The following is a 19,475-nucleotide window of genomic DNA, read 5'->3' as shown; positions in this document are numbered from 1 at the left end:
ATGCTTTCACGGCATGCCGGCCACCGTCAAGGCAAGCTGTCCTCAGCGTGAACACTTTCGCCCGGGGGCGGTCGACGGCCCGATCTCGTTTCGAACGCCTGCCTGCCGCCGCGGGAAATGACCTATGACAAGAAAACCCTACGACTCCAATCTGCTGCTGGGCGACGTGGCCTACGAGTCGGTACGCGAAGCGATCCTGGCCAACGACCTGAAGCCGGGCGACCGGGTATCCGAGTACAAAGTCGCGGAATGGCTGGGCATCAGCCGCACGCCGGCCCGCGAAGGCCTGCGCCGCCTGGAAAACGAAGGGCTGCTGACCCAGCATCCCCGCCGCGGTCTGGTCGTGGCGTCGATCGACGACGAGGCGGTGCAGGAACTCTACGCCGTGCGCGAATTGCTGGAAGGCGCGGCGGCGGCCATGGCATGCAAGCGGGCGACCGATGCGGAGATCGCCACGCTCCGGCATTTGGTCGAGCACGAATCCGCGATACGCGATAAGCCGGAACAGATGTACGAGCACAATCGCACCTTCCACGACGTGATCTACCGGGCCGCGCACAATCAGTTCCTGCTGAAGTTCCTGCTGATCACGGCCGACACGCTGTCGGCCTATCGGAATGTCTCCACACTGGTGATCGAAGCGCGGCGCGAGCAGGTCATCGACGAACATCGCGAGCTGTACGAAGCCATCGCGGCGCACGACGAAGCGGCGGCGCGGGCGGTGGCCGCGCGCCATGTGCAGAATGCCTTGCGTGCCCGCACGCAGGTCCAGCACACGAAACTGGTGGACCGGGCACCCCGGCGCGGCTTGCTGGGCGGGACGAAGGAATCAGGCTGACGGCAGCGGAAAAACCGTCTGCGAGGACAGTCGCATCAGCCTGTCGTACCAGCCGGCGGCGTTCGCATTACCCAACGCGTCTTCCGTCAACAGCAGAAAGCGCCGACGCAGTTCGGCGCTGGACATCGGTGTTTGCGGCATGCCCTGGTAGTCGCGCGCCGTGGTTGCGAAGCGGCGTCCGTCGCGCAACGCCAGCGCGATGTTCGCGCTCCATGCCGAGGGCAGGTCCGGCGCGGCGGACAGGCCGATTCGTCCACACAGATCCGCGATGGCCGGGTCGCGCAGCGCGGTTTCGTCGAACGCGCGCGGGTCCTCCGGGTCGCGGTAGAGCGATAGGGCAACGCAAAAGGGCACGCTGTATTGCGCGGTCATAACGTCGCCGGGACGGCGGATGTCGTGGTGGCTGACGGCTTTTTCGGACATGCCCAGCGCCAGCGTCGCCACGTCGTCGCCGGTAAAGCCTTGCGCGGTCATCAGCCCGCGCAAGGTCTGCATGGCTGCCTGCGGCGTGACGTGGCAGGCGTAGCGCTTCATGCAGATGCGCAGCGTCTCCCATTCGCTGCCCAGCCCGGCGGTCAGGCGGCCCGGGTCGGCCTCGCGGCAATAGGTATTCAGGAATCCGAAGCGGCCTTCCAGGATCGTCTCGGGGCCGCTGTAGCCGTCGGCTGCCAGGCGCGCGGCCAGGATGCCGGCCTCGCAGGCGCGCCCCATGTGCAGCCGCTTGACCATTGCGCCCTCGCGCGATTTCGTGAAGGCCAGCAGGCCCGCCGATAAGGATCCCGCGATGCCGAGCGCGCGCGCAATGCCGGCCGCGTCCAGGCCCGACAGCACGCCGGCGACGACGGCCGCGCCATAGGGCCCGGTCAGGCCGGGCGCATGAAAGCCCAGCTTTTCGCTGCTGTGGCGCGATGCGGCGCCGATGCGGAATAGCACTTCGCAGCCGGCGACGAAGGCGGTCAGCGCGCGGCGGCCATCCGCGCCCGTTTCCTGGCACACGGCCGCCAGCACGGGTACCAGGGTCGCCCCCGGGTGCACGCCGGCGCCGGGATAGCGCAGGCTGTCCTGTTCGAAGGCGTGGGCCGCCGCGCCGTTGGCCAGCGCGGCCTGCGGCGCGCCGACGCCGGGGCCGGGCGTGCCGAAGATCGTGCACGGGCCCTGGCCGCCGTAGCGCCGCGCGTACGCCGCCGTCGTCGCGCTCCACGGGAAGCGCGCGCCATAGACCATGCACGCCAGCGTATCGGCGATGCAGGATGCCGCCCGATCCCGGACCTCCGCCGGGATGTCGTCGAACCGCAGGCCGGCGGCAAAGCGGGCGAGCGTGCCGGAGGCGGTGCCTGATGCGCTGTCGGGCGGCGACGCGGTGGCCGCTGCGTGCACCGCACGAGAGTCGGGGTCAGGGAGCTTGGACATGCGGCTGGCCTGCCAGTTGAGGGGGCTTTGCAAAATAGTATACCGTGGTATTCTAAATGCGTTTGATGGAGGACAGCCGGGATAAAACAGCGTGGCGAAACGCGTGGCTTGGCCATCCGCGGTGCCGTGGCGCGCCGCTGCGCCATCGAGGATTCCGAATGAGCGATACAGACGAAGCCGACCGTGCCGATGCCGGCACGCGGACGGCAGGGCTTGCCCTGGAACTGGGACGCCGCGTTGCCGCGCTGAGCTACCAGGACCTGCCGGACGACGCCCTTTACTGGGCGCGCGTCGGCCTGCTCGATACCGTCGGCGTCACGCTGGCGGGCGCCCGTGAAGACGCGCCCCGGCTGGCCGAGCAAGCCCTGGACACGCGGGACGGCCCCGCGCTGGTGCTGGGCACCCGCCGCCGCATCGGCGTGCTGGACGCGGCGCTGGTCAACGGCACCGCCTCGCATGCGCTGGATTTCGACGACTGCAACAACACCATCGGCGGCCATCCCTCCGCGCCCGTGCTATCGGCGCTGCTGCCGCTGGCGCAACAACTGGACAGCAGCGGCCGGGACTTCATGCTGGCCTATGTGGCCGGCTTCGAGGCCGAATGCAAGCTGGGCCTGGCGGTGAACTTCCATCATTACACCAAGGGCTGGCACCCGACGGCCACGCTGGGCACCTTCGGCGCCGCGGCCGCCTGCGCCAAACTGCTGGGCCTGGACGGCGACGCCACGGCGACCGCGCTGGCGCTGGCGGCCTCGTTCGCCTCCGGCATCAAGGCGAACTTCGGCACGATGACCAAGCCGCTGCATGTCGGTCACTGCGCGCGCAACGGCCTGTACGCGGCGCGTCTGGCGCGTGCGGGCTTCACCGCCAATCGCGCCAGCGTCTTCGAGCACAGCCAGGGGTTCCTGGACGTGTTCAACGGCCCCGGAACCTACGATGCGTGGCGCGCGCTGCAAGCCTGGGCGCACCCGCTGGACATCGTCGAGCCCGGCATCGCCATCAAGCAGTATCCCTGTTGCGGCAGCACCCATCCGGCGCTGGACGCCATGCTGGACCTGGCGCGCCGCCATCGGCCGCGGCCGGATGACGTGGCGCGGGTCGATGCATGGATCCATTCGCGCCGACTGGCGCATACCAACCGGCCGGATCCAAACTGCCCGCTGGACGCCAAGTTCAGCCTGCAGTACGTCCTGGCGCGCGCGCTGCTGGATGCCCGCGTGGGCGTGGACGATTTCGAGCCCGGCTCCTATACGCAGCCGGCCGTGCGCGCCTTGCTGGGCCGGATACACGTGGCGGCCTATGACCAGGCGGACCCGCCCATCTTCGCCGGGAACAATCATTTCGGCGGCCGCGTACGCATCACGCTGCGCGACGGCCGGATGCTGGAATCGCAGGTCGACCAGCCGCTGGGACGGACGTCGGCCAATCCGCTGTCGCCGGCACTGCTGCGCGCCAAGTTCGCGCTATGCGCCGCGCGTGTCCTGCGCGAGGACGCCGTCGAGGCCATCGCCGACCACATCGAACGCATCGAGACCCTGCCTCGCATGGAGGCGCTGATGGCGCGGATCGCAAGCGCCGCCCTGGACTAAGGACCGCAAGTGGAAGAGCAAATTCATCGTTATGACGTGGTGGTGGTCGGCAAGGGCAACGCGGCGCTGTGCGCGGCGCTGTCCGCCCGCGAACATGGCGCGCGCGTCGCCGTGCTGGAAGCCGCTTCCGAGGACGAATCCGGCGGCAACAGCCGCTTTGCCGGCGGCGTGATGCGTTTCGCCTACGATTCGGTGGAGGACCTGAAGAAAGTCACCGACCTGACCGAAGAAGAGATCGCCACCAGCGACTATTTCACCAACACGACGGACGAGTATTTCGACGACCTGTTTCGCCTGACCAACTTCCGCACCGATCCGCGCTTGTCGGAGATCCTGGTCACGCAAAGCCTGGACGTCATGGTGTGGCTGCGTTCCAAGGGCGCAAGGTTTGTGCCGAACTATGGGCGGCAGTCCTCGCTGGTAAATGGACGGCGCAAGTTCTTCGGCCGTCTGCCGATCGAAGTGTCCGGGGGAGGCGCGGGGCTGGTGCAATTCCTGGACAAGGCGGCCGGGAAAGCCGGCATCGACATGCACTACAACACGCGCGCCAGGTCGCTGGTCACGGACGGCGATCGCGTCACGGGCGTCAGGGCGGCGCGCGACGGGCAGCCCGCGGTATTCGAGGCGAAATCGGTCGTGCTGGCCTGCGGCGGTTTCGAAGGCAATCCGGAAATGCGCGCGCGCTATCTGGGCCCAGGCTGGGAGCTCGCCAAGGTGCGCGGCTCGCGCTTCAACCAGGGCGATGGCCTGCGGATGGCCCTCGAAGCGGGCGCCGCGGCCTATGGCAACTGGTCGGGCTGCCACGCCACCGGCTGGGACCTGAACGCACCGGAGTTCGGCGACGTCGACGTGGGCGACCAATTCCAGAAGCACAGCTATATCTTCGGCCTGCTGATCAACGCCCACGGCAAGCGCTTCGTGGACGAAGGCCTGGATTTCCACTCCTTCACCTACGCGAAATACGGCGGAGAAGTGCTGAAGCAGCCCGGCCAGTTCGCCTGGCAGGTGTTCGATTCCAAGGTCACGGATCTGCTGCGTTCCGAATACCGGATCAAAATGATGACCAAGGCCACGGCCGATACGCTGGAGGAACTGGCGCACAAACTCGAAGGCGTGGACCCGGCGGCGTTCCTGGAGACCGTGCGCGCCTACAACGCGTCGATCCGCAAGGATGTGTCCTTCGATCCCACCGTCAAGGACGGCCTGCGCACCGAAGGCATCGAGCCGCCCAAGTCCAACTGGGCGCAGGCGCTGGACACCCCGCCATATCACGCCTATGCGACCACCTGCGGCATCACCTTTACCTTCGGCGGCCTGCGCATCGATCCCGAAAGCGGCCAGGTGCTGAACGTGCACCTGCACCCCATGCCGGGGCTGTACTGCGCGGGCGAGATGGTGGGCGGCCTGTTCTATTTCAACTATCCCAGCGGCACGGGGCTGGTATCGGGCGCGATCTTCGGTCGTATCGCGGGACGGGGGGCGGCGCAGGCGGCGAAGGGGCTTTGACTAGGGCGAGTCGACGCGGTTCTAATTGCACGATACTTTCCATGGGCCGTCCGGCCTGCGATCCGCCGCGGTCGCGCGGCGGCCGGGCCGGTGCGCCGGCCCCGATACTTCGGAGTTCCCGTGCAAAACCACGAGCGCCGCGCCCTGGTGCTGTTTTCCGGCGGGCAGGATTCGACAACCTGCCTGGCCTGGGCCCTGCAACGCTACGCCCATGTCGAAACGGTCGCCTTCGATTACGGCCAGCGCCACCGCATCGAGCTGGATGCGCGGCAGAACGTGCTGCGCGAAATGCGCACCCGCTTGCCGCAGTGGGCCTCGCGCCTGGGCGAAGACCACCTGCTGGACCTGTCCGTGCTGGGGCAGGTCGGCGACACGGCCATGACCAGCGACCGGCAGATCGAAATGCAGGCGAATGGCCTGCCCAATACCTTCGTCCCCGGCCGCAATCTGCTTTTCCTTACGCTGGCCGCGGCACTGGGCTACCGGCGCCAGCTGGATGTGCTGGTCGGCGGCATGTGCGAAACGGATTTCTCCGGCTACCCGGATTGCCGCGACGACACGATGAAGGCCCAGCAAGTCGCGCTGGCGCTTGGCCTGGGTACGAAGGTGACCATCGAAACCCCCCTGATGTGGCTGGACAAGGCGCAGACCTGGGCGCTGGCGCAGCGGCTGGGCGGCGACGAACTGGTGCGCATCATCGAAGAGGACAGCCATACCTGCTACCTGGGCCAGCGCGGCGCCCGCCATGACTGGGGCTATGGCTGCGGTACCTGCCCGGCGTGCGCGCTGCGCAAGGCCGGCTGGGAGCGCTGGACCGCGGGGCTGGCCGCGCCCTTGCCGCCGGCCTAGGGATGAAGACGCAATAGCTTCACTGCGCCGCGCGGGGGCTCAGCGGTCGCGCGGTCCCGGCGGGGTGGTGTCGCCTTCGCCCAGCGCGCGCTGCATCAGCACCGTATCGCGCCATTCGCCCAGCTTGTGTCCCACCGAACGCAGCGTGCCCACGGCATGGAAGCCGCAGCGGGCGTGCAGGGCCAGCGAGGCCGCGTTGGCGCTATCGCCCACCACGGCCAGCATCTGCCGCCATCCCAGCGCCGTGCAGCGCCGGACCAGTTCGGCCAGCAAACGCCCGCCGATCCCGTGGCCGGCCATGCCCGGCTTCACGTAGACCGAATCCTCGCAGGTAAACCGGTAGGCCGGGCGCGGCCGGTACAGCGTCGCATAGGCATAGCCGGCGATCTGGCCGTCCAGTTCGGCGGCCAGGTAGGGCAGGTTGTTTGCCAGCACCGTCGCGCGGCGCTGCAGCATTTCGTCCAGGGCGGGGGGCGTCAGCTCGAAAGAAGCCGTGCCATGCAGCACGTGGTGGGTGTAGATGGCCTGGATGGCGGCCATATCGTCGGCGGTGGCGTCGCGGATCAGCAGGCCGGAGGAAAGGGGGGCGGTCATCGGGTAACGGGTGAAGGATAGGAAGAACCGCTCGGAACGATCGTCCGGCGGGCGGGGGAGCAGCGGAATTATGCGACGCCGCGGCGGGATCGGGGACTGGGGAACATCCGGACATTCCCCGGCCGCGGGCGGGGGGCCGCCGGAGGCCCGGCCCCCCAGGCGTTATGATGGGAACCTTTTGGCCCGGTCCGCCCCGGCAAGCCGCGTCCCCGGCGCGGCGCGGGCCGTTCTGACAACTACCCGCTCTTTCCGAGACGACACGCCATGCCGCACTACCGTTCCCGCACCTCCACCCACGGCCGCAACATGGCCGGCGCCCGCGCCCTCTGGCGCGCCACCGGCATGAAGGACGGCGATTTCGGCAAGCCCATCGTCGCGGTGGTGAATTCCTTTACCCAGTTCGTCCCCGGCCACGTGCATCTGCGCGACCTTGGGGCGCTGGTCGCCGGCGAAATCGAAAAGGCGGGCGCGGTCGCCAAGGAATTCAACACGATCGCGGTGGACGACGGCATCGCCATGGGCCACGACGGCATGCTTTACTCGCTGCCGTCGCGGGAACTGATCGCCGACTCGGTCGAATACATGGTGAACGCCCATTGCGCGGACGCCATGGTGTGCATTTCCAACTGCGACAAGATCACCCCGGGCATGCTGATGGCCGCGATGCGCCTGAACATCCCCGTCGTGTTCGTGTCGGGCGGCCCGATGGAGGCCGGCAAGATCAAGTCGCCGACCGACGGCAAGGTACTGGCCAAGATCGACCTGGTCGATGCCATGATCAAGGCCGCCGATCCCAAGATGTCCGATGCAGACGTCGCCGAATACGAACGCAGCGCCTGCCCCACCTGCGGCTCCTGTTCCGGTATGTTCACGGCCAATTCCATGAACTGCCTGACCGAAGCCCTGGGCCTGGCCCTGCCGGGCAACGGCACCATCGTCGCCACCCACGCCTGGCGCAAGGGCCTGTTCGAGGAAGCCGGCCGTTTGATCGTCGACCTGTGCCGCCGCTATTACGAGCAGGACGATGCTTCGGTCCTGCCCCGCAACATCGCCACCCGAGCGGCCTTCGAAAACGCCATGACGCTGGATGTCGCCATGGGCGGGTCCACCAATACCGTGCTGCATCTGCTGGCGGCCGTGCAGGAAGCCGGGGTCGATTTCACCATGACCGACATCGACCGCATCTCGCGCCGCACGCCCTGCCTGTGCAAGGCCGCGCCGGCCACCGACAAATACCATATCGAGGACGTGCATCGCGCCGGCGGTGTCATCGGCATCCTGGGCGAACTGGCGCGTGCCGATCTGCTGGACCTGTCCGCCGGTAATGTCCATAGCGGCACCCTGGGCAAGGCGCTGGAAAAATGGGACGTCGCGGGCGGCGCGGGCGAGCAGGCGCAGAAGTTCTACCGTGCCGCGCCCGGCGGCGTGCCGACCCAGGTCGCCTTCAGCCAGGATGCCACCTACCTGACCCTGGACCTGGACCGCAGCAACGGCGGTATCCGCGACCTGGCCCACGCCTATTCCAAGGATGGCGGGTTGGCGGTGCTGTACGGCAATCTGGCGGAGAAAGGCTGCATCGTCAAGACCGCGGGCGTGGATGAAAGCCAGTTGGTCTTCAAGGGCCGCGCGCGCGTTTTCGAAAGCCAGGACGCCGCGGTCGACGCCATCCTCGGTGACAAGATCGTGGCCGGCGACGTGGTGGTGATCCGCTACGAAGGCCCCAAGGGCGGCCCCGGCATGCAGGAAATGCTGTATCCCACGTCCTATCTGAAGTCCAAGGGCCTGGGCAAATCGTGCGCGCTGTTCACGGACGGGCGTTTTTCCGGCGGTTCGTCCGGGCTGGTCATCGGCCATGCCTCGCCCGAAGCCGCCGAACGCGGCGCCATCGGCCTGGTGCATGACGGCGACGCCATTCACATCGACATTCCCAACCGCAGCATCCGCCTGGATGTCAGCGATGCCGAACTGGCGGCGCGTCGCCAGGAAATGGATAGCCGTGGCGACCAGGCCTGGAAGCCCGGCGAGCGCGAGCGCGTCGTATCCCAGGCCTTGCAGGCCTATGCCGCGCTGGCCACGTCGGCCGACCGCGGCGCCGTGCGCGACATCAGCCAGCTGACACGGCGTTGATCCCCGCGCGCCGGCGGCCCGTGCGGGCGGCCGGCTTTCCCCGCCAACGGGGCGCGCATCATGCGAAACCGCCCGGACCCGGGCGGTTTTTCATGCGCGCGCCAGCCGGCGCGCGGGCGCTCCCGACGCCTATATGCATTCGGATGCAGGCTGGCCCGCCAGCGCCGGCCGTACCCTGCGATCCAGCCGCCAGCTGGCCAGCGCCACCAGCAATCCGCCCGCCGTCATCAGGCTGGCCACCCAGGGCAGGGCGGCCAATCCCGGGCCATGGTCGATGGTGACGCCGCCCACCCACGCGCCCGCCGCATTGCCCAGATTGAAGGCCGCGATATTGAAGGCCGAGGCCAGATTGGGCGCGCCGGAGGCTTTTTCGAGCACCCGCATCTGCAAGGGCGGCACCGTGGCGAATCCCGCCGCGCCCAGCAGGCCGACGGTAATTGCCGCTGCGATCTGGGAATGGACAGTGAATGCGAATACCGCCTGCAACAAGGCCAGGATCAACAGCGTGCCGATCAGCGTCGGCATCAGGCGGCGGTCGGCGAACTTGCCGCCCAGCGTGTTGCCGATCACCAGGCCCACGCCGAACAACAGCAGGATGGGCGAGACCGCGGTATCCGGGAAACCCGCCAGCTGCGTCAGGAGGGGCGCGATATAGGTAAAGGCCGCGAATACCCCGCCGAAGCCCAGTACCGTCATCAAAAAGCCCAGCAGCACCTGCGGCCGGACCAGGGTGCGCAGTTCCTGGCCGAAATGGGCCCGGTGCTCGTCACGGCTGCGCGGCACCAGCAGGGCAATGGCGGCCATGGCGATGACGCCTATGGCCGTCACCGCCCAGAATGTGCTGCGCCAGCCGAAGTGCTGGCCCAGCCAGGTACCCAGCGGCACGCCCATTACGTTGGCCAGCGTCAGGCCGGTAAACATCAGGGCGATGGCCGACGCCTTCTTGTCCGCGGCGACCAGGCCGGTGGCCACCACCGAACCGATGCCGAAGAAGGCGCCATGCGCGAAAGAGGTCAATACGCGCGCCGCCATCAGCGTCCCGTACCCCGGTGCCACCGCGCAGGCCAGGTTGCCCACGGTGAAAAGCAGCATCAGCCCCAGCAGCACGGTCTTGCGTTGCAGGCGCGACATCAAAGGCGTAACGATGGGGGCGCCGACGAAGACGCCCAGCGCATAGCCGGTCACCAGCAGCCCGGCCGTCGACAGGCCGACGCCCAGGTCGGCGGACAATTCGGGCAGCAGGCCCATGATGACGAATTCCGTGGTCCCGATGCCGAAGGCACCCGCGGCAAGCGCCCATAAGGCGATAGGCATTTCAGTTCCCGCAAATGGTTTGGAAGCGCGTATTCTGCGCGCCGGTCAACCGCGGAAACAGCCCATCAAGGACAAAGGACTTGTACGCGCAGCGCAAAAATCGTCGCCAGGCGCGTGCAAGGAGTGACGCCGGAGATAGCTGCGTCAGAGATAGCCTTGCTCCATCTCGCGCCGGAACTGCAAGGCATCCCGCGCTTCGTCATAGTCCACGTCCGACCATTTCAGTGCCTGCGTGGCCCGGACGGGGTTCTTCAGCTTGACGTCGTGCGCCAGGCCCAGCGGCAGGTAGCCGCCTTCCACGGAGTCGCGCGCCGGCATCAGGCGGCCATAGACGGTATAGCCGCCTTCGCCGTCCAGTATCTGGCCGGGCTTCATGTCGCGCTTGGCGGTGGCTATCACGTCGCCGTGCCACCCGGTGGGCGCGCCGGTCGGTTCGCGGCGCAGCGCGACGCTGGCCACGCTGATGCCCAGTTCCATTCCCATCAGGTGGTAGGGCTTGTACATGGCGGAATAGTTGCCGGTCGGGTCGGTGACCACGCCGTATTCCTTGAAGCAGCGCCGGACATAGTCGCTGTCGGCCGCGATGACCACGTACACACCCCAGCGCAGGTCGCGGTACACCGGACGGCCGTCGCGTTCGAGCGAGGACACGACTTCCACCTGCCCGCGGTGGTGCAGCGTGCCGCCGTCGTCGCGCGGCCGCAGCACCCGGGCCAGGTCATCCACGCCGCAGGGCGGGAAATGCAGGCCGGAAGGCGCAGGCAGCAAGCCCGTGGAATTGGAGACCGCCGCCATTTCGATCGCGCTCTTGGTGCCGTCCAGGAAGCTGTTGAACATCTGCGCGTTGAAATCGCCGGCCGCGACCATTTCCGGCGTGAAGCCGTAATAGGGCCACACCGTGTCCGGGGTGGAAGTGTGGAAGGCGGGCAGATACTTGGTGCCCTTGCCGGCCGCGATGACCTCGAAACCGCTGGCCCGCGCCCAGTCCACCATCTCGCAGATCAGGGCGGGCTGGTCGCCGTAGGCAAGCGAATAGACGACGCCGGCCTCCCGCGCGCGGCGCGCGAGCAAGGGCCCCGCCAGTGCGTCGGCCTCGACGGTGACCATGATGATGTGCTTGCCGTGTTCGCAACAGGCCAGGGCGTGGCGTATGCCGGCCGCCGCGCTGCCGCAGGCATCGATGACGACGTCGATTTCCGGATGCGCGATGATGGCCAGCGCGTCCTCCGCGCAGTAAACGCTGCCGTTGCGGCACGCTTCGCCGATGGACGCGGCCTGCAGTGCCGCGGCGGGCCAGCCGACCTTGGTCAGTGCCGCGCGTGCCGACGCGGGCTTGAGATCGGCCACCGCCACCAGGCGCATGCCGGGGGTGCGACGTGCCTGGCTGAGAAACATGGATCCGAATTTGCCTGCACCGATCAGGGCGATGCGTATCGGCTTGCCGTCGGCTTCTCGTTGCTTGAGCATGCGGTGAAGATTCATCCCTGTCTCCTGCCGCCCCCGTTGGCGGTCCGACCAGCTTACCGCAGGCGGACACGGCCGCGACGGGCCGTGTCGCGCGAATATCGCGCTTTAAGGCATTTGGCGGGGCTTCAGCCATCCGCGCGATAGAGTTCGCCACCCAGCACATTGCGCCAGTTCGCCCAGGAGAGACGCGGCTTGTCCATCACATGCCGGTTGTACGGCGCGTCGTACACGATGTGCCGCCAGCGGGGGCGGGCGGCGCCTTCGATGGCCGGCCGGTCGTCGATCAGGATGTCGCCCTGCACCAATGTCTTGTCGCGCGTCAGGATCAAGCGCTCCGTCCAGGGCCGCCCCAGGTGCCGTTCCACCCATTGGTATTTTTCCGCGACGCAGTTCTCGTACTGGCGCAGGGGCGAGCTGCAGATGCGGACATCGATGCCCAGTCCGGCCAGCTCGCGCAGGGCATCCAGGGCGCCCGGCACGGGTGGCAGGCTCCTGATGAATCCGGGGGCGGTGTACAGCGCTTCGGCGCGGGGCCGCAGTTCGGCGGGATAGTCCTCCAGGATGTGGAAGGACTTGCGCTGCTCGAATTCCACCGGCGCGATGTCCGGATGCGCATCGCGCCAGGCCGCGATGAAGGCGTTTTCGAAGTCGGCGAGTACACCGTCTTGATCGATCAGGATAAGCATGGTCCCGCGCGAAAGGGCTTGGAGGGCGACTATTGTGCCTGACGCCGCGGCGCTAAACCCGGGTCGAGGCCACGATGCGATAGCGCCCGGAGCCGTTCTGAACGGACGCCACCAGCACGTATCGGTCATAGCGCCAGGCGATGGGAGGGGGCGCGCGCGCCGGCAATTCCCGTGTGTCCGCGTTGCGCAACAACGTAACGTGGGGGCGGAAATGCGGTTCCGGCCGGGCCGGGTGCAGGCCGCGCACCCAGTCCCACAAGCGCCGGTGCTCGGCCTCCAGCCGCGCGGCACCCTCGTCGGCATGGCCGTTGTCCGTATCCGCCGGCCCCGCCCATACGATGCGTGAGCGGGGGAAGGCGCCATAGCGGCTCAGGATGACCGTACCCGGTTCGATGTGCCTGGACCGTGTTTCCGCGATCAGCGGGGCCAGCAGGTCCGGCGGCGTGTCGCCCAGGAAGCCCAGCGTCAGGTGCAGCGTATCGGGCCGCATGATGCGGCCGCCGCACTTGGCGTGGGCGCCCGTCGCCCATGCGCCCAGGGTGCGTACCGTGGCGGCGTCCGGCCATAGCGCGAAGAACAGGCGGACGGGCGAGGCGGGCGGATCGGCTTGGGGCGGTGCGGGCGTGGACGGCATGGCGAAAAAAGGGGGGCTCGAAAGAGGCCCCCAAGTTTGCCATCCGCGTCAGCGCTGCGCCACGGGTCGGACCGGCGGCGGCGCCACCGGCATGGGCTTGCCGGCGGGCGGGTTGCCCGCCTGCTGAGCCTGGGGCACACCCAGATCCCAGCCGCCGCCCAGCGCACGGATCAAATTGACCGTGGAGCGCGCCCGCTCGCCATCCAGCTGCACCGAGACGCGCTGCTGCGTCAGCACCGTGCGGTCCGAGTCGATCACGTCCAGGTAGCTGATGGAGCCTTCCTTGTACTGCGTGTGCGACAACTGCGCGGCGCGGGAGGATGCCTGCACGGCGCGATCCTGGGCCTGTGTCTGCTGATCCAGAATACGCAGGTTGGCCAGATTGTCCTCGACTTCGCGGAAGGCGCCCAGTACCGACTGGCGGTAGTTCGCGACGTCCTCTTCGTAGACGGCACGGGCGCGATCCAGGCCGGCCTGCCGGCGTCCCGCGTCGAAAATCGGCAGGCTCAGCATGGCGCCGGTCAGCGGGCCCAGCAGGAAGGTGCGGCTGGACCATTCGAACAGGTTGCCCAGCTCGGACGATTCATAGCCCGCGTAGCCGGTGATGTTCAGCTGCGGAAAGAACGCCGCGCGCGCGGCGCCGATGCGGTCGTTGGCCGCGGCCATGGCGCGTTCGGCCGCGGCAATGTCGGGCCGGCGTTCCAGCAGCGAGGACGGCAAGCCGGCCGGTACCGTGATCGCGATGCGCGCCAGCGGATTGGGCGGCAGCGTGAATTCGGCCGGTGCCTTGCCCAGCAGTACCGCCAGGGCGTGCTCGGACGCCGCACGGCGGCGGTCGATGCCCAGCGCTTCCGACTGGGCGGACGCCAGTTCCGAACGTGCGCGGGCCACGTCCAGCTCGCTGATATCGCCTTCCTTGTAGCGCCGTTCGATCAGGTCCAGCGTCTGCTGGCGCAATTCCAGCGTGCGCACATAGATCTGCCGCTCGGCATCCAGTTCGCGGACGATGTAGTAGTTCTCGGCCACATCGGCCTGCAGCGCCAGCTGTACCGACCGCAACAGCGCTTCGCTCTGCTGCGCGTCGGCGGTGGCGGCATCGACGGTGGACGATACCCGGCCGAACAGGTCGGCCTCGTACGAGACGCCCAACTGCCCGCGCCACAGCGTGGTACTGGTGGCGGGGCCGCCGTCGGGCAGGCCCTGCGATGCCGGCGAGGCGCGTTGCCGCGTCGGGCCGAAGTTCGCCGTGACCTCCGGGAACAGGGCCGAACCCGTCTGGCGCTGCAGCGCGCGCGCCTGGGCAAGCCGCGCCGCTGCGGCCTTCAGGCTCTGGTTGGCCTCGGCGGCCTGGCTTTCCAGGGCGTTCAGCGTGTCATCGCCGAACACCTTCCACCATTCGCCGCGCAGCATGGCTTCCGAGGGCTGGGCGGTCTTCCATTGGCCGGCCTCCTGCGGGGGGAGCGCCTCCTTGTAGGCCGCCGTTACGGGAGCCGTGGGCCGTTGGTAATCCGGCGTCAGCGAGCAACCCGCCAGGATCGTCGCGACCAGGGCCGACAACGCGAAGCGGTTCAGGGTTTTCATGCGGGACTTCATGTCTGTCATCCAGTTCGATTTATTCGGCGCCGGGCACGGGGTGGCCGTGAGCCTGGGATTGGCCGTGCGGCGCGGTCGCGGGGGCCTCGTGCTTGCCGGCCGAGTGCAGCTTGCGCGGATTGATGGTGCGCAGCGTGACGTAGAAAACCGGTGTCAGGAACAACCCGAACAAGGTCACGCCCAGCATGCCGAAGAACACCGCGATACCCATCGCGTGGCGCATTTCGGAACCGGCGCCCGAGGAATACACCAGCGGCACCACGCCCATGATGAAGGCGATCGACGTCATCAGGATGGGGCGTAGACGCAGGCGGCAGGCTTCCACGGCGGCATCGAAGGCGCTGCGGCCCTGCATTTCCAGTTCGCGGGCGAATTCCACGATCAGGATGGCGTTCTTGCATGCCAGCCCCACCAGTACCATCAGGCCGATCTGCGTGAAGATGTTGTTATCCCCGCGTGTCAGCCACACGCCCGCCAGTGCCGCCAGGATGCTCATGGGAACGATCAGGATCACGGCCAGCGGCAGCGTCAGGCTTTCGTACATCGCGGCCAGCACCAGGAACACCAGCAGCACGCTGATCGGGAACACCCAGATGCCCGCGTTGCCGGCCAGGATCTGCTGGTAGGTCAGGTCGGTCCACTCGAACTTGATGCCGCGCGGCAGGGTCTGTGCCGCGATGCGTTCGGCGGCTTCCTTGGCCTGGTCGGACGAATAGCCTGGCGCCGGCCCGCCGTTGATGTCGGCGGCGGTGTAGCCGTTGTAGCGAACCACCATCTCCGGCCCGTAGGTTTGCGACACGCGCACCAGCGAGGACAGCGGCACCATGTCGCCGGCGGCGTTGCGCGTCTTCAGCAGGCCGATGTCCTCGGGCCGGGCGCGGAAGGGCGCATCCGCCTGGGCGCGTACCTGGAATACCCGGCCGAAACGGTTGAAGTCGTTCACGTACAGCGAGCCCAGATAGATCTGCATGGTGTCGAAGACGTCCGTCACCTTCACGCCCAGCTGCTTGGCCTTCACGCGGTCAAGGTCCACGTCCAGCTGCGGCACGTTGATCTGGTAGTTGGAGAACGACGGACCCAGTTCCGGCGCTTTGGCCGCCGCCGCGACGAAGGCCTGCGTGGCGCGGTCCAGCGCTTCGTAGCCGAGCGCGGCACGGTCTTCGATCTGCAGCTTGAAGCCGCCCAGCGTGCCCAGGCCCATCACCGGCGGGGGCGGGAACACCGCGATGAAGGCGTCCTTCACCGCGCCGAACTTCTGGTTCAGGGATGCCGCGATCTTGTCCGCCGGCAAGCCGTCGCGGACACGCTCGTCGAAGGGCTTGAGGGTGACGAAGACGATGCCGGCGCTGGAACTGTTGGTGAAACCGTTGATCGACAGCCCCGGGAAAGACACGGCGTGATCCACGCCGGGTTCCTTCATGGCGATGTCGCCCATGCGGCGGATCACGTCTTCCGTGCGATCCAGCGAGGCGCCGGTGGGCAATTGGGCGAAGCCCACCAGGTACTGCTTGTCCTGCGCAGGGACGAAGCCGCCGGGCACGATGTACGAGATGCCCACGGTAGCCGCCAGCAGCACCGCATACACCAGCAGGCTGGCGGACTTGCGCTTCATGACGCCGCCGACGTTGCTGGAATAGCCCTCCGATGCGCGGTTGAACACCCGGTTGAACCAGGCGAAGAACCGTCCCAGCACCTTGTTCATCGCGCGCGTCAGCCAGTCCGGTTCGGCGTCATGGCCTTTCAGCAGCAGGGCGGCCAGGGCCGGCGATAGCGTCAGGGAGTTGAAGGCCGAGATCACGGTGGAGATCGTGATCGTCATGGCGAACTGCTTGTAGAACTGGCCGGTCAGGCCGGTCATGAAGGCCAGCGGCACGAACACCGCCGCCAGGGTGGCCGCGATGGCGATGATGGGGCCGCTGACTTCCCGCATCGCGCGATAGGTCGCCTCGCGTGGCGTCAAGCCGGCGGCGATATTCCGTTCGACGTTTTCCACCACCACGATCGCATCGTCCACGACGATCCCGATGGCCAGCACCATGCCGAACAGCGACAGCGCGTTGATCGAATAGCCGAAAGCGAGCAGCAGGGAAAATGTCCCGATGATGGACACCGGTACGGCCAGCAGCGGGATCAGCGACGCGCGCCAGGTTTGCAGGAAGACGATGACCACGATCACGACCAGCGCGATCGCTTCGAGCAGGGTATGCACCACCGCCTCGATACTGGCACGGACGAATTGCGTGGGGTCGTACACCACGTCGTATTTCACCGACGGCGGGAAATCCGCCGACAGTTCCTTCATCGCTTCGCGCACCTGCTTGGAGACGTCCAGGGCGTTCGCGCCCGGCGCCTGCATGATGCCCAGCGCCACGGCCGGTTTGTTGTCCAACAGCGAGCGCAGTCCGTATTCGGCCGCGTCCAGCTCGACGCGCGCTACGTCGCCCAGCCGCACCACGCCGCCGTCCGGCGAGGTCTTCAGGACGATATCGCGAAACTCTTGTTCGCTGGTCAGGCGGCCCTGCGTGTTGACGTTCAATTGCAGCGGCACGTTAGGCAGCGTGGGCGACGCGCCGATCACGCCGGCCGCCACCTGCACGTTCTGCTCGCGGATCGCGGCGATGACGTCGCTGGCGGTCATGCCCATCTGGGCGACTTTCTGCGGATCCAGCCAGATGCGCATGGAATAGTCGCCGGAACCCCACAGCTGCACGTCGCCGACGCCGGAAATCCGGGCCAGCCGGTCCTTTACGTTCAGTACCGCGTAGTTGCGCAGGTACGTCATGTCGTAGCGGTTGTCGGGCGAAATCAGGTGCACCACCAGCGTCAGCGTCGGCGAGCTCTTGGCGGTGGTCACGCCCAGGCGCTGCACGTCGTCGGGCAGGCGCGGCAGCGCCTGCGACACGCGGTTCTGCACCAGCTGCTGCGCCTTGTCCGGGTCCACGCCCAGCTTGAAGTAGACCGTCAGCGTCATATTGCCGTCGCTGTTGGCCTGCGCCTGCATGTACAGCATGTTTTCGACGCCGTTGATCTGCTCTTCCAGCGGCGCGGCCACGGTTTCCGCGATGACCTTCGGGTTGGCGCCCGGGTATTGCGCGTGCACCACCACGGAAGGCGGTACGACTTCGGGATATTCCGATATCGGTAGCTGGAACATGGCCAGTATCCCGGCCAGCAGTATCAGCACCGACAACACGCCCGCGAAGATCGGGCGGTCGATGAAGAATTTGGATATGTTCATGACGCTCTCGGTGGCGAATCAGGTCAGGCGGGGTCGGCGGGCGTCTTGGTCTGGCTGGTCCGCATCGGGGATTCCAGTTTCGCCATGGGCACGACGGTGGGCGCCACGGCATCGCCCGGCCGCACGCGCTGCAACCCGTTCACGACGATGCGCTCGCCCGGCTTCAGGCCGGCGGTGATGACGCGCAGGCCGCCCTGCGCGGAACCCAGGTGGACTTCTCGGTATTGCGCGTGGTTCTGCCCGTCCACGACCATGACGAAGCGCTTGTTCTGGTCGGTGCCCAGGGCGCGCTCGTCGATCAGGATGGCCTTGTGCGGATCGCCGCCACCCAGCCGGATGCGGGCGTACAGCCCCGGCACCAGGGTGCCGTCGGCGTTGTCGAACGTGGCGCGTACACGGATGGTGCCGGAGCCGGTGTCCAGCCGGTTATCGACGTATTGGACCTTGCCGCGGCGCGAATAGCCGTCTTCGTTTGCCAGACCCAGGAACACCGGTACCTGGTCGCCCTTGCCGGTCCGGGCGGGATTGACGTACTTCAGGAAGCTCTGTTCATCGACGTCGAAGGACGCGTACATCGGGTCCACCGAGACCAGCGTGGTCAAAGGCGTCGACGCGGCGCCGGCGGCGACCAGGTTGCCCACCGTGACTTCGGCCCGCGACACGCGGCCCGACACGGGCGCCACGATATGCGTGTAGCCCAGGTTCAGCCGGGCGATTTCCAGCGCCGCCTGCGCCGCCTTCAGGTTGGCGGCTGCTTCGCGCGCGTCGTTCTGCTTTTGTTCGAAGTCGCGGCGCGCGATGGCGTTGTCGGTGATCAGGCGCTGCGCCCGGGCCAGTTCGGATGCCGTGTACGCGACGCGTGCCTTGGCGCCGGCCAGGTTGGCCTCGGCGCGGTCGACTTCGGCCTGATAGGGTAGGGGATCGATGGTAAAGAGCTCATCCCCTTTGCGGACCAGGCTGCCGTCCTTGAAATGCACGGCCACCAGGGTTCCGGACACACGGGGACGGATCTCCACGCGGTCCACGGCTTCCAGTCGGCCGGAATAGCTTTGCCAGTCCGTGATGGAGCGTTCGACCACCTCGGCCACATCGACGGGCGCGGCCGGCGGCGCGCCGGCGGCCTTGGCGCTGTTGGCTCCCTGGCCGCGGGTCAGGACGATGCCGCCGGCGATGGCGATGATGACGGCGAACGTGGCCGCCAATGCGTAGCGACTGCGCAACACAGACATGTGAATCCTCTTTCTTAGGGATAACGGCGGTAGAGTGGACACTTCCCCGGTTGCGCACGGCGGCGCGGGTCACGGATGCCGGGCGGTATGCCCGGGCGGCGGCTCAGCCGCCTTCGCGCTGGTTTTTATGGTTATCCATGCCTGGACATGGGTTGCCGGACGGCCAGTCCTTGGCGAAAACCGGCCTGACGCGGCGCGCGTCCGTGACGGAGGTCTGGGGGAGCAGGCGTCCGGGAGCTCCGGGAGCCGGCCTGACCACTTTCCACCGAATTAATCGGAATGGCGGCATTCTGGCTGTTTTGTTTGGTCGAATAAATACCTATACTCGAACAACTCTATTCGGCGAGGTCGAACAATTATTTGTTCATAATGCCGTCACACAGAATTCGTCGAGGTCTTTC

14 protein-coding genes are annotated in these 19,475 nt (G+C 67.4%); 5 read left to right on the top strand and 9 right to left on the bottom strand.

From position 1 onward, the window contains the following. Nucleotides 1-124: 124 nt before the first annotated feature. Complete coding sequence (locus ACO1P8_RS03295) at nt 125-838, top strand: GntR family transcriptional regulator (RefSeq protein ID WP_094839695.1); 714 nt, start codon at nt 125-127, stop codon at nt 836-838. Here ACO1P8_RS03295 and ACO1P8_RS03290 read toward each other — a convergent pair. Further along, entirely contained in the window at nt 830-2,248 is a 1,419-nt protein-coding gene (locus ACO1P8_RS03290) for an MmgE/PrpD family protein (RefSeq protein WP_486294501.1), read from the bottom strand. The genes ACO1P8_RS03295 and ACO1P8_RS03290 overlap by 9 nt on opposite strands. 158 nt (nt 2,249-2,406) lie before the next feature. On the opposite strand from ACO1P8_RS03290, the gene ACO1P8_RS03285 reads away from it, so the two are divergent. From ACO1P8_RS03285 to queC, 3 genes are all read left to right on the top strand, one after another. After that, on the top strand, nt 2,407-3,837 hold the full coding sequence (locus ACO1P8_RS03285; RefSeq protein ID WP_486294500.1) for an MmgE/PrpD family protein: 1,431 nt from the start codon (nt 2,407-2,409) through the stop codon (nt 3,835-3,837). Nucleotides 3,838-3,846: 9 nt separating this feature from the next. Beyond that, on the top strand, nt 3,847-5,343 hold the full coding sequence (gene tcuA, locus ACO1P8_RS03280; protein ID WP_486294499.1) for an FAD-dependent tricarballylate dehydrogenase TcuA: 1,497 nt from the start codon (nt 3,847-3,849) through the stop codon (nt 5,341-5,343). Nucleotides 5,344-5,463: 120 nt separating this feature from the next. Then, nucleotides 5,464-6,192, top strand: a complete 729-nt coding sequence (queC, locus tag ACO1P8_RS03275) for a 7-cyano-7-deazaguanine synthase QueC (RefSeq protein WP_486294498.1) — start codon at nt 5,464-5,466, stop codon at nt 6,190-6,192. Between the two features lie 39 nt (nt 6,193-6,231). Here the strand turns inward: queC and ACO1P8_RS03270 are convergent, their stop codons facing one another. Continuing rightward, a complete protein-coding gene (locus ACO1P8_RS03270) occupies nt 6,232-6,786 on the bottom strand; it encodes a GNAT family N-acetyltransferase (RefSeq protein ID WP_486294497.1) in 555 nt (184 codons plus the stop codon). Nucleotides 6,787-7,050: 264 nt separating this feature from the next. On the opposite strand from ACO1P8_RS03270, the gene ilvD reads away from it, so the two are divergent. Then, nucleotides 7,051-8,913 (top strand): dihydroxy-acid dehydratase, encoded by a 1,863-nt coding sequence (gene ilvD, locus ACO1P8_RS03265; RefSeq protein WP_486294496.1) that lies wholly within the window; start codon nt 7,051-7,053, stop codon nt 8,911-8,913. A 129-nt stretch (nt 8,914-9,042) separates the two neighbouring features. On the opposite strand, the gene ACO1P8_RS03260 is transcribed toward ilvD, so the two are convergent. The 7 genes from ACO1P8_RS03260 to ACO1P8_RS03230 form a co-directional block, all read right to left on the bottom strand. Then, on the bottom strand, nt 9,043-10,227 hold the full coding sequence (locus tag ACO1P8_RS03260) for an MFS transporter (RefSeq protein ID WP_486294495.1): 1,185 nt from the start codon (nt 10,225-10,227) through the stop codon (nt 9,043-9,045). A 144-nt stretch (nt 10,228-10,371) separates the two neighbouring features. Then, the gene (locus ACO1P8_RS03255) at nt 10,372-11,709 is read right to left on the bottom strand and encodes an NAD(P)H-dependent oxidoreductase (protein ID WP_486294494.1); all 1,338 of its coding nucleotides are present in this window, start codon (nt 11,707-11,709) and stop codon (nt 10,372-10,374) included. A gap of 110 nt (nt 11,710-11,819) precedes the next feature. Next, nucleotides 11,820-12,380: a 5'-3'-deoxyribonucleotidase gene (locus ACO1P8_RS03250; RefSeq protein ID WP_486294493.1), complete on the bottom strand. Its 561-nt coding sequence runs from the start codon at nt 12,378-12,380 to the stop codon at nt 11,820-11,822. A 52-nt stretch (nt 12,381-12,432) separates the two neighbouring features. Next, nucleotides 12,433-13,014 (bottom strand): RNA 2',3'-cyclic phosphodiesterase, encoded by a 582-nt coding sequence (gene thpR, locus ACO1P8_RS03245; protein ID WP_486294492.1) that lies wholly within the window; start codon nt 13,012-13,014, stop codon nt 12,433-12,435. A gap of 48 nt (nt 13,015-13,062) precedes the next feature. Then, nucleotides 13,063-14,595, bottom strand: coding sequence for an efflux transporter outer membrane subunit (locus ACO1P8_RS03240; protein ID WP_486294491.1), 1,533 nt, complete (start codon nt 14,593-14,595; stop codon nt 13,063-13,065). A gap of 31 nt (nt 14,596-14,626) precedes the next feature. Then, nucleotides 14,627-17,845: an efflux RND transporter permease subunit gene (locus ACO1P8_RS03235; RefSeq protein WP_486294490.1), complete on the bottom strand. Its 3,219-nt coding sequence runs from the start codon at nt 17,843-17,845 to the stop codon at nt 14,627-14,629. 23 nt (nt 17,846-17,868) lie between these two features. Further along, entirely contained in the window at nt 17,869-19,074 is a 1,206-nt protein-coding gene (locus tag ACO1P8_RS03230; RefSeq protein WP_486294489.1) for an efflux RND transporter periplasmic adaptor subunit, read from the bottom strand. Between the last annotated feature and the right edge of the window lie 401 nt (nt 19,075-19,475).

The organism is Bordetella sp. (genome assembly GCF_057362025.1).
This window is presented reverse-complemented; position numbering and strand designations above follow the sequence as displayed.

Excerpts from the sequence above, each read along its gene's own strand:
- ACO1P8_RS03230 (WP_486294489.1), bottom strand. The coding sequence starts at position 19,074 with ATGTCTGTGTTGCGCAGTCGCTACGCATTGGCGGCCACGTTCGCCGTC.
- ACO1P8_RS03290 (WP_486294501.1), bottom strand. The coding sequence starts at position 2,248 with ATGTCCAAGCTCCCTGACCCCGACTCTCGTGCGGTGCACGCAGCGGCC.
- ACO1P8_RS03270 (WP_486294497.1), bottom strand. The coding sequence starts at position 6,786 with ATGACCGCCCCCCTTTCCTCCGGCCTGCTGATCCGCGACGCCACCGCC.
- ACO1P8_RS03235 (WP_486294490.1), bottom strand. The coding sequence starts at position 17,845 with ATGAACATATCCAAATTCTTCATCGACCGCCCGATCTTCGCGGGCGTG.
- ACO1P8_RS03285 (WP_486294500.1), top strand. The coding sequence starts at position 2,407 with ATGAGCGATACAGACGAAGCCGACCGTGCCGATGCCGGCACGCGGACG.
- ilvD (WP_486294496.1), top strand. The coding sequence starts at position 7,051 with ATGCCGCACTACCGTTCCCGCACCTCCACCCACGGCCGCAACATGGCC.
- ACO1P8_RS03295 (WP_094839695.1), top strand. The coding sequence starts at position 125 with ATGACAAGAAAACCCTACGACTCCAATCTGCTGCTGGGCGACGTGGCC.
- ACO1P8_RS03255 (WP_486294494.1), bottom strand. The coding sequence starts at position 11,709 with ATGAATCTTCACCGCATGCTCAAGCAACGAGAAGCCGACGGCAAGCCG.
- ACO1P8_RS03240 (WP_486294491.1), bottom strand. The coding sequence starts at position 14,595 with ATGAAAACCCTGAACCGCTTCGCGTTGTCGGCCCTGGTCGCGACGATC.
- ACO1P8_RS03250 (WP_486294493.1), bottom strand. The coding sequence starts at position 12,380 with ATGCTTATCCTGATCGATCAAGACGGTGTACTCGCCGACTTCGAAAAC.
- thpR (WP_486294492.1), bottom strand. The coding sequence starts at position 13,014 with ATGCCGTCCACGCCCGCACCGCCCCAAGCCGATCCGCCCGCCTCGCCC.
- ACO1P8_RS03260 (WP_486294495.1), bottom strand. The coding sequence starts at position 10,227 with ATGCCTATCGCCTTATGGGCGCTTGCCGCGGGTGCCTTCGGCATCGGG.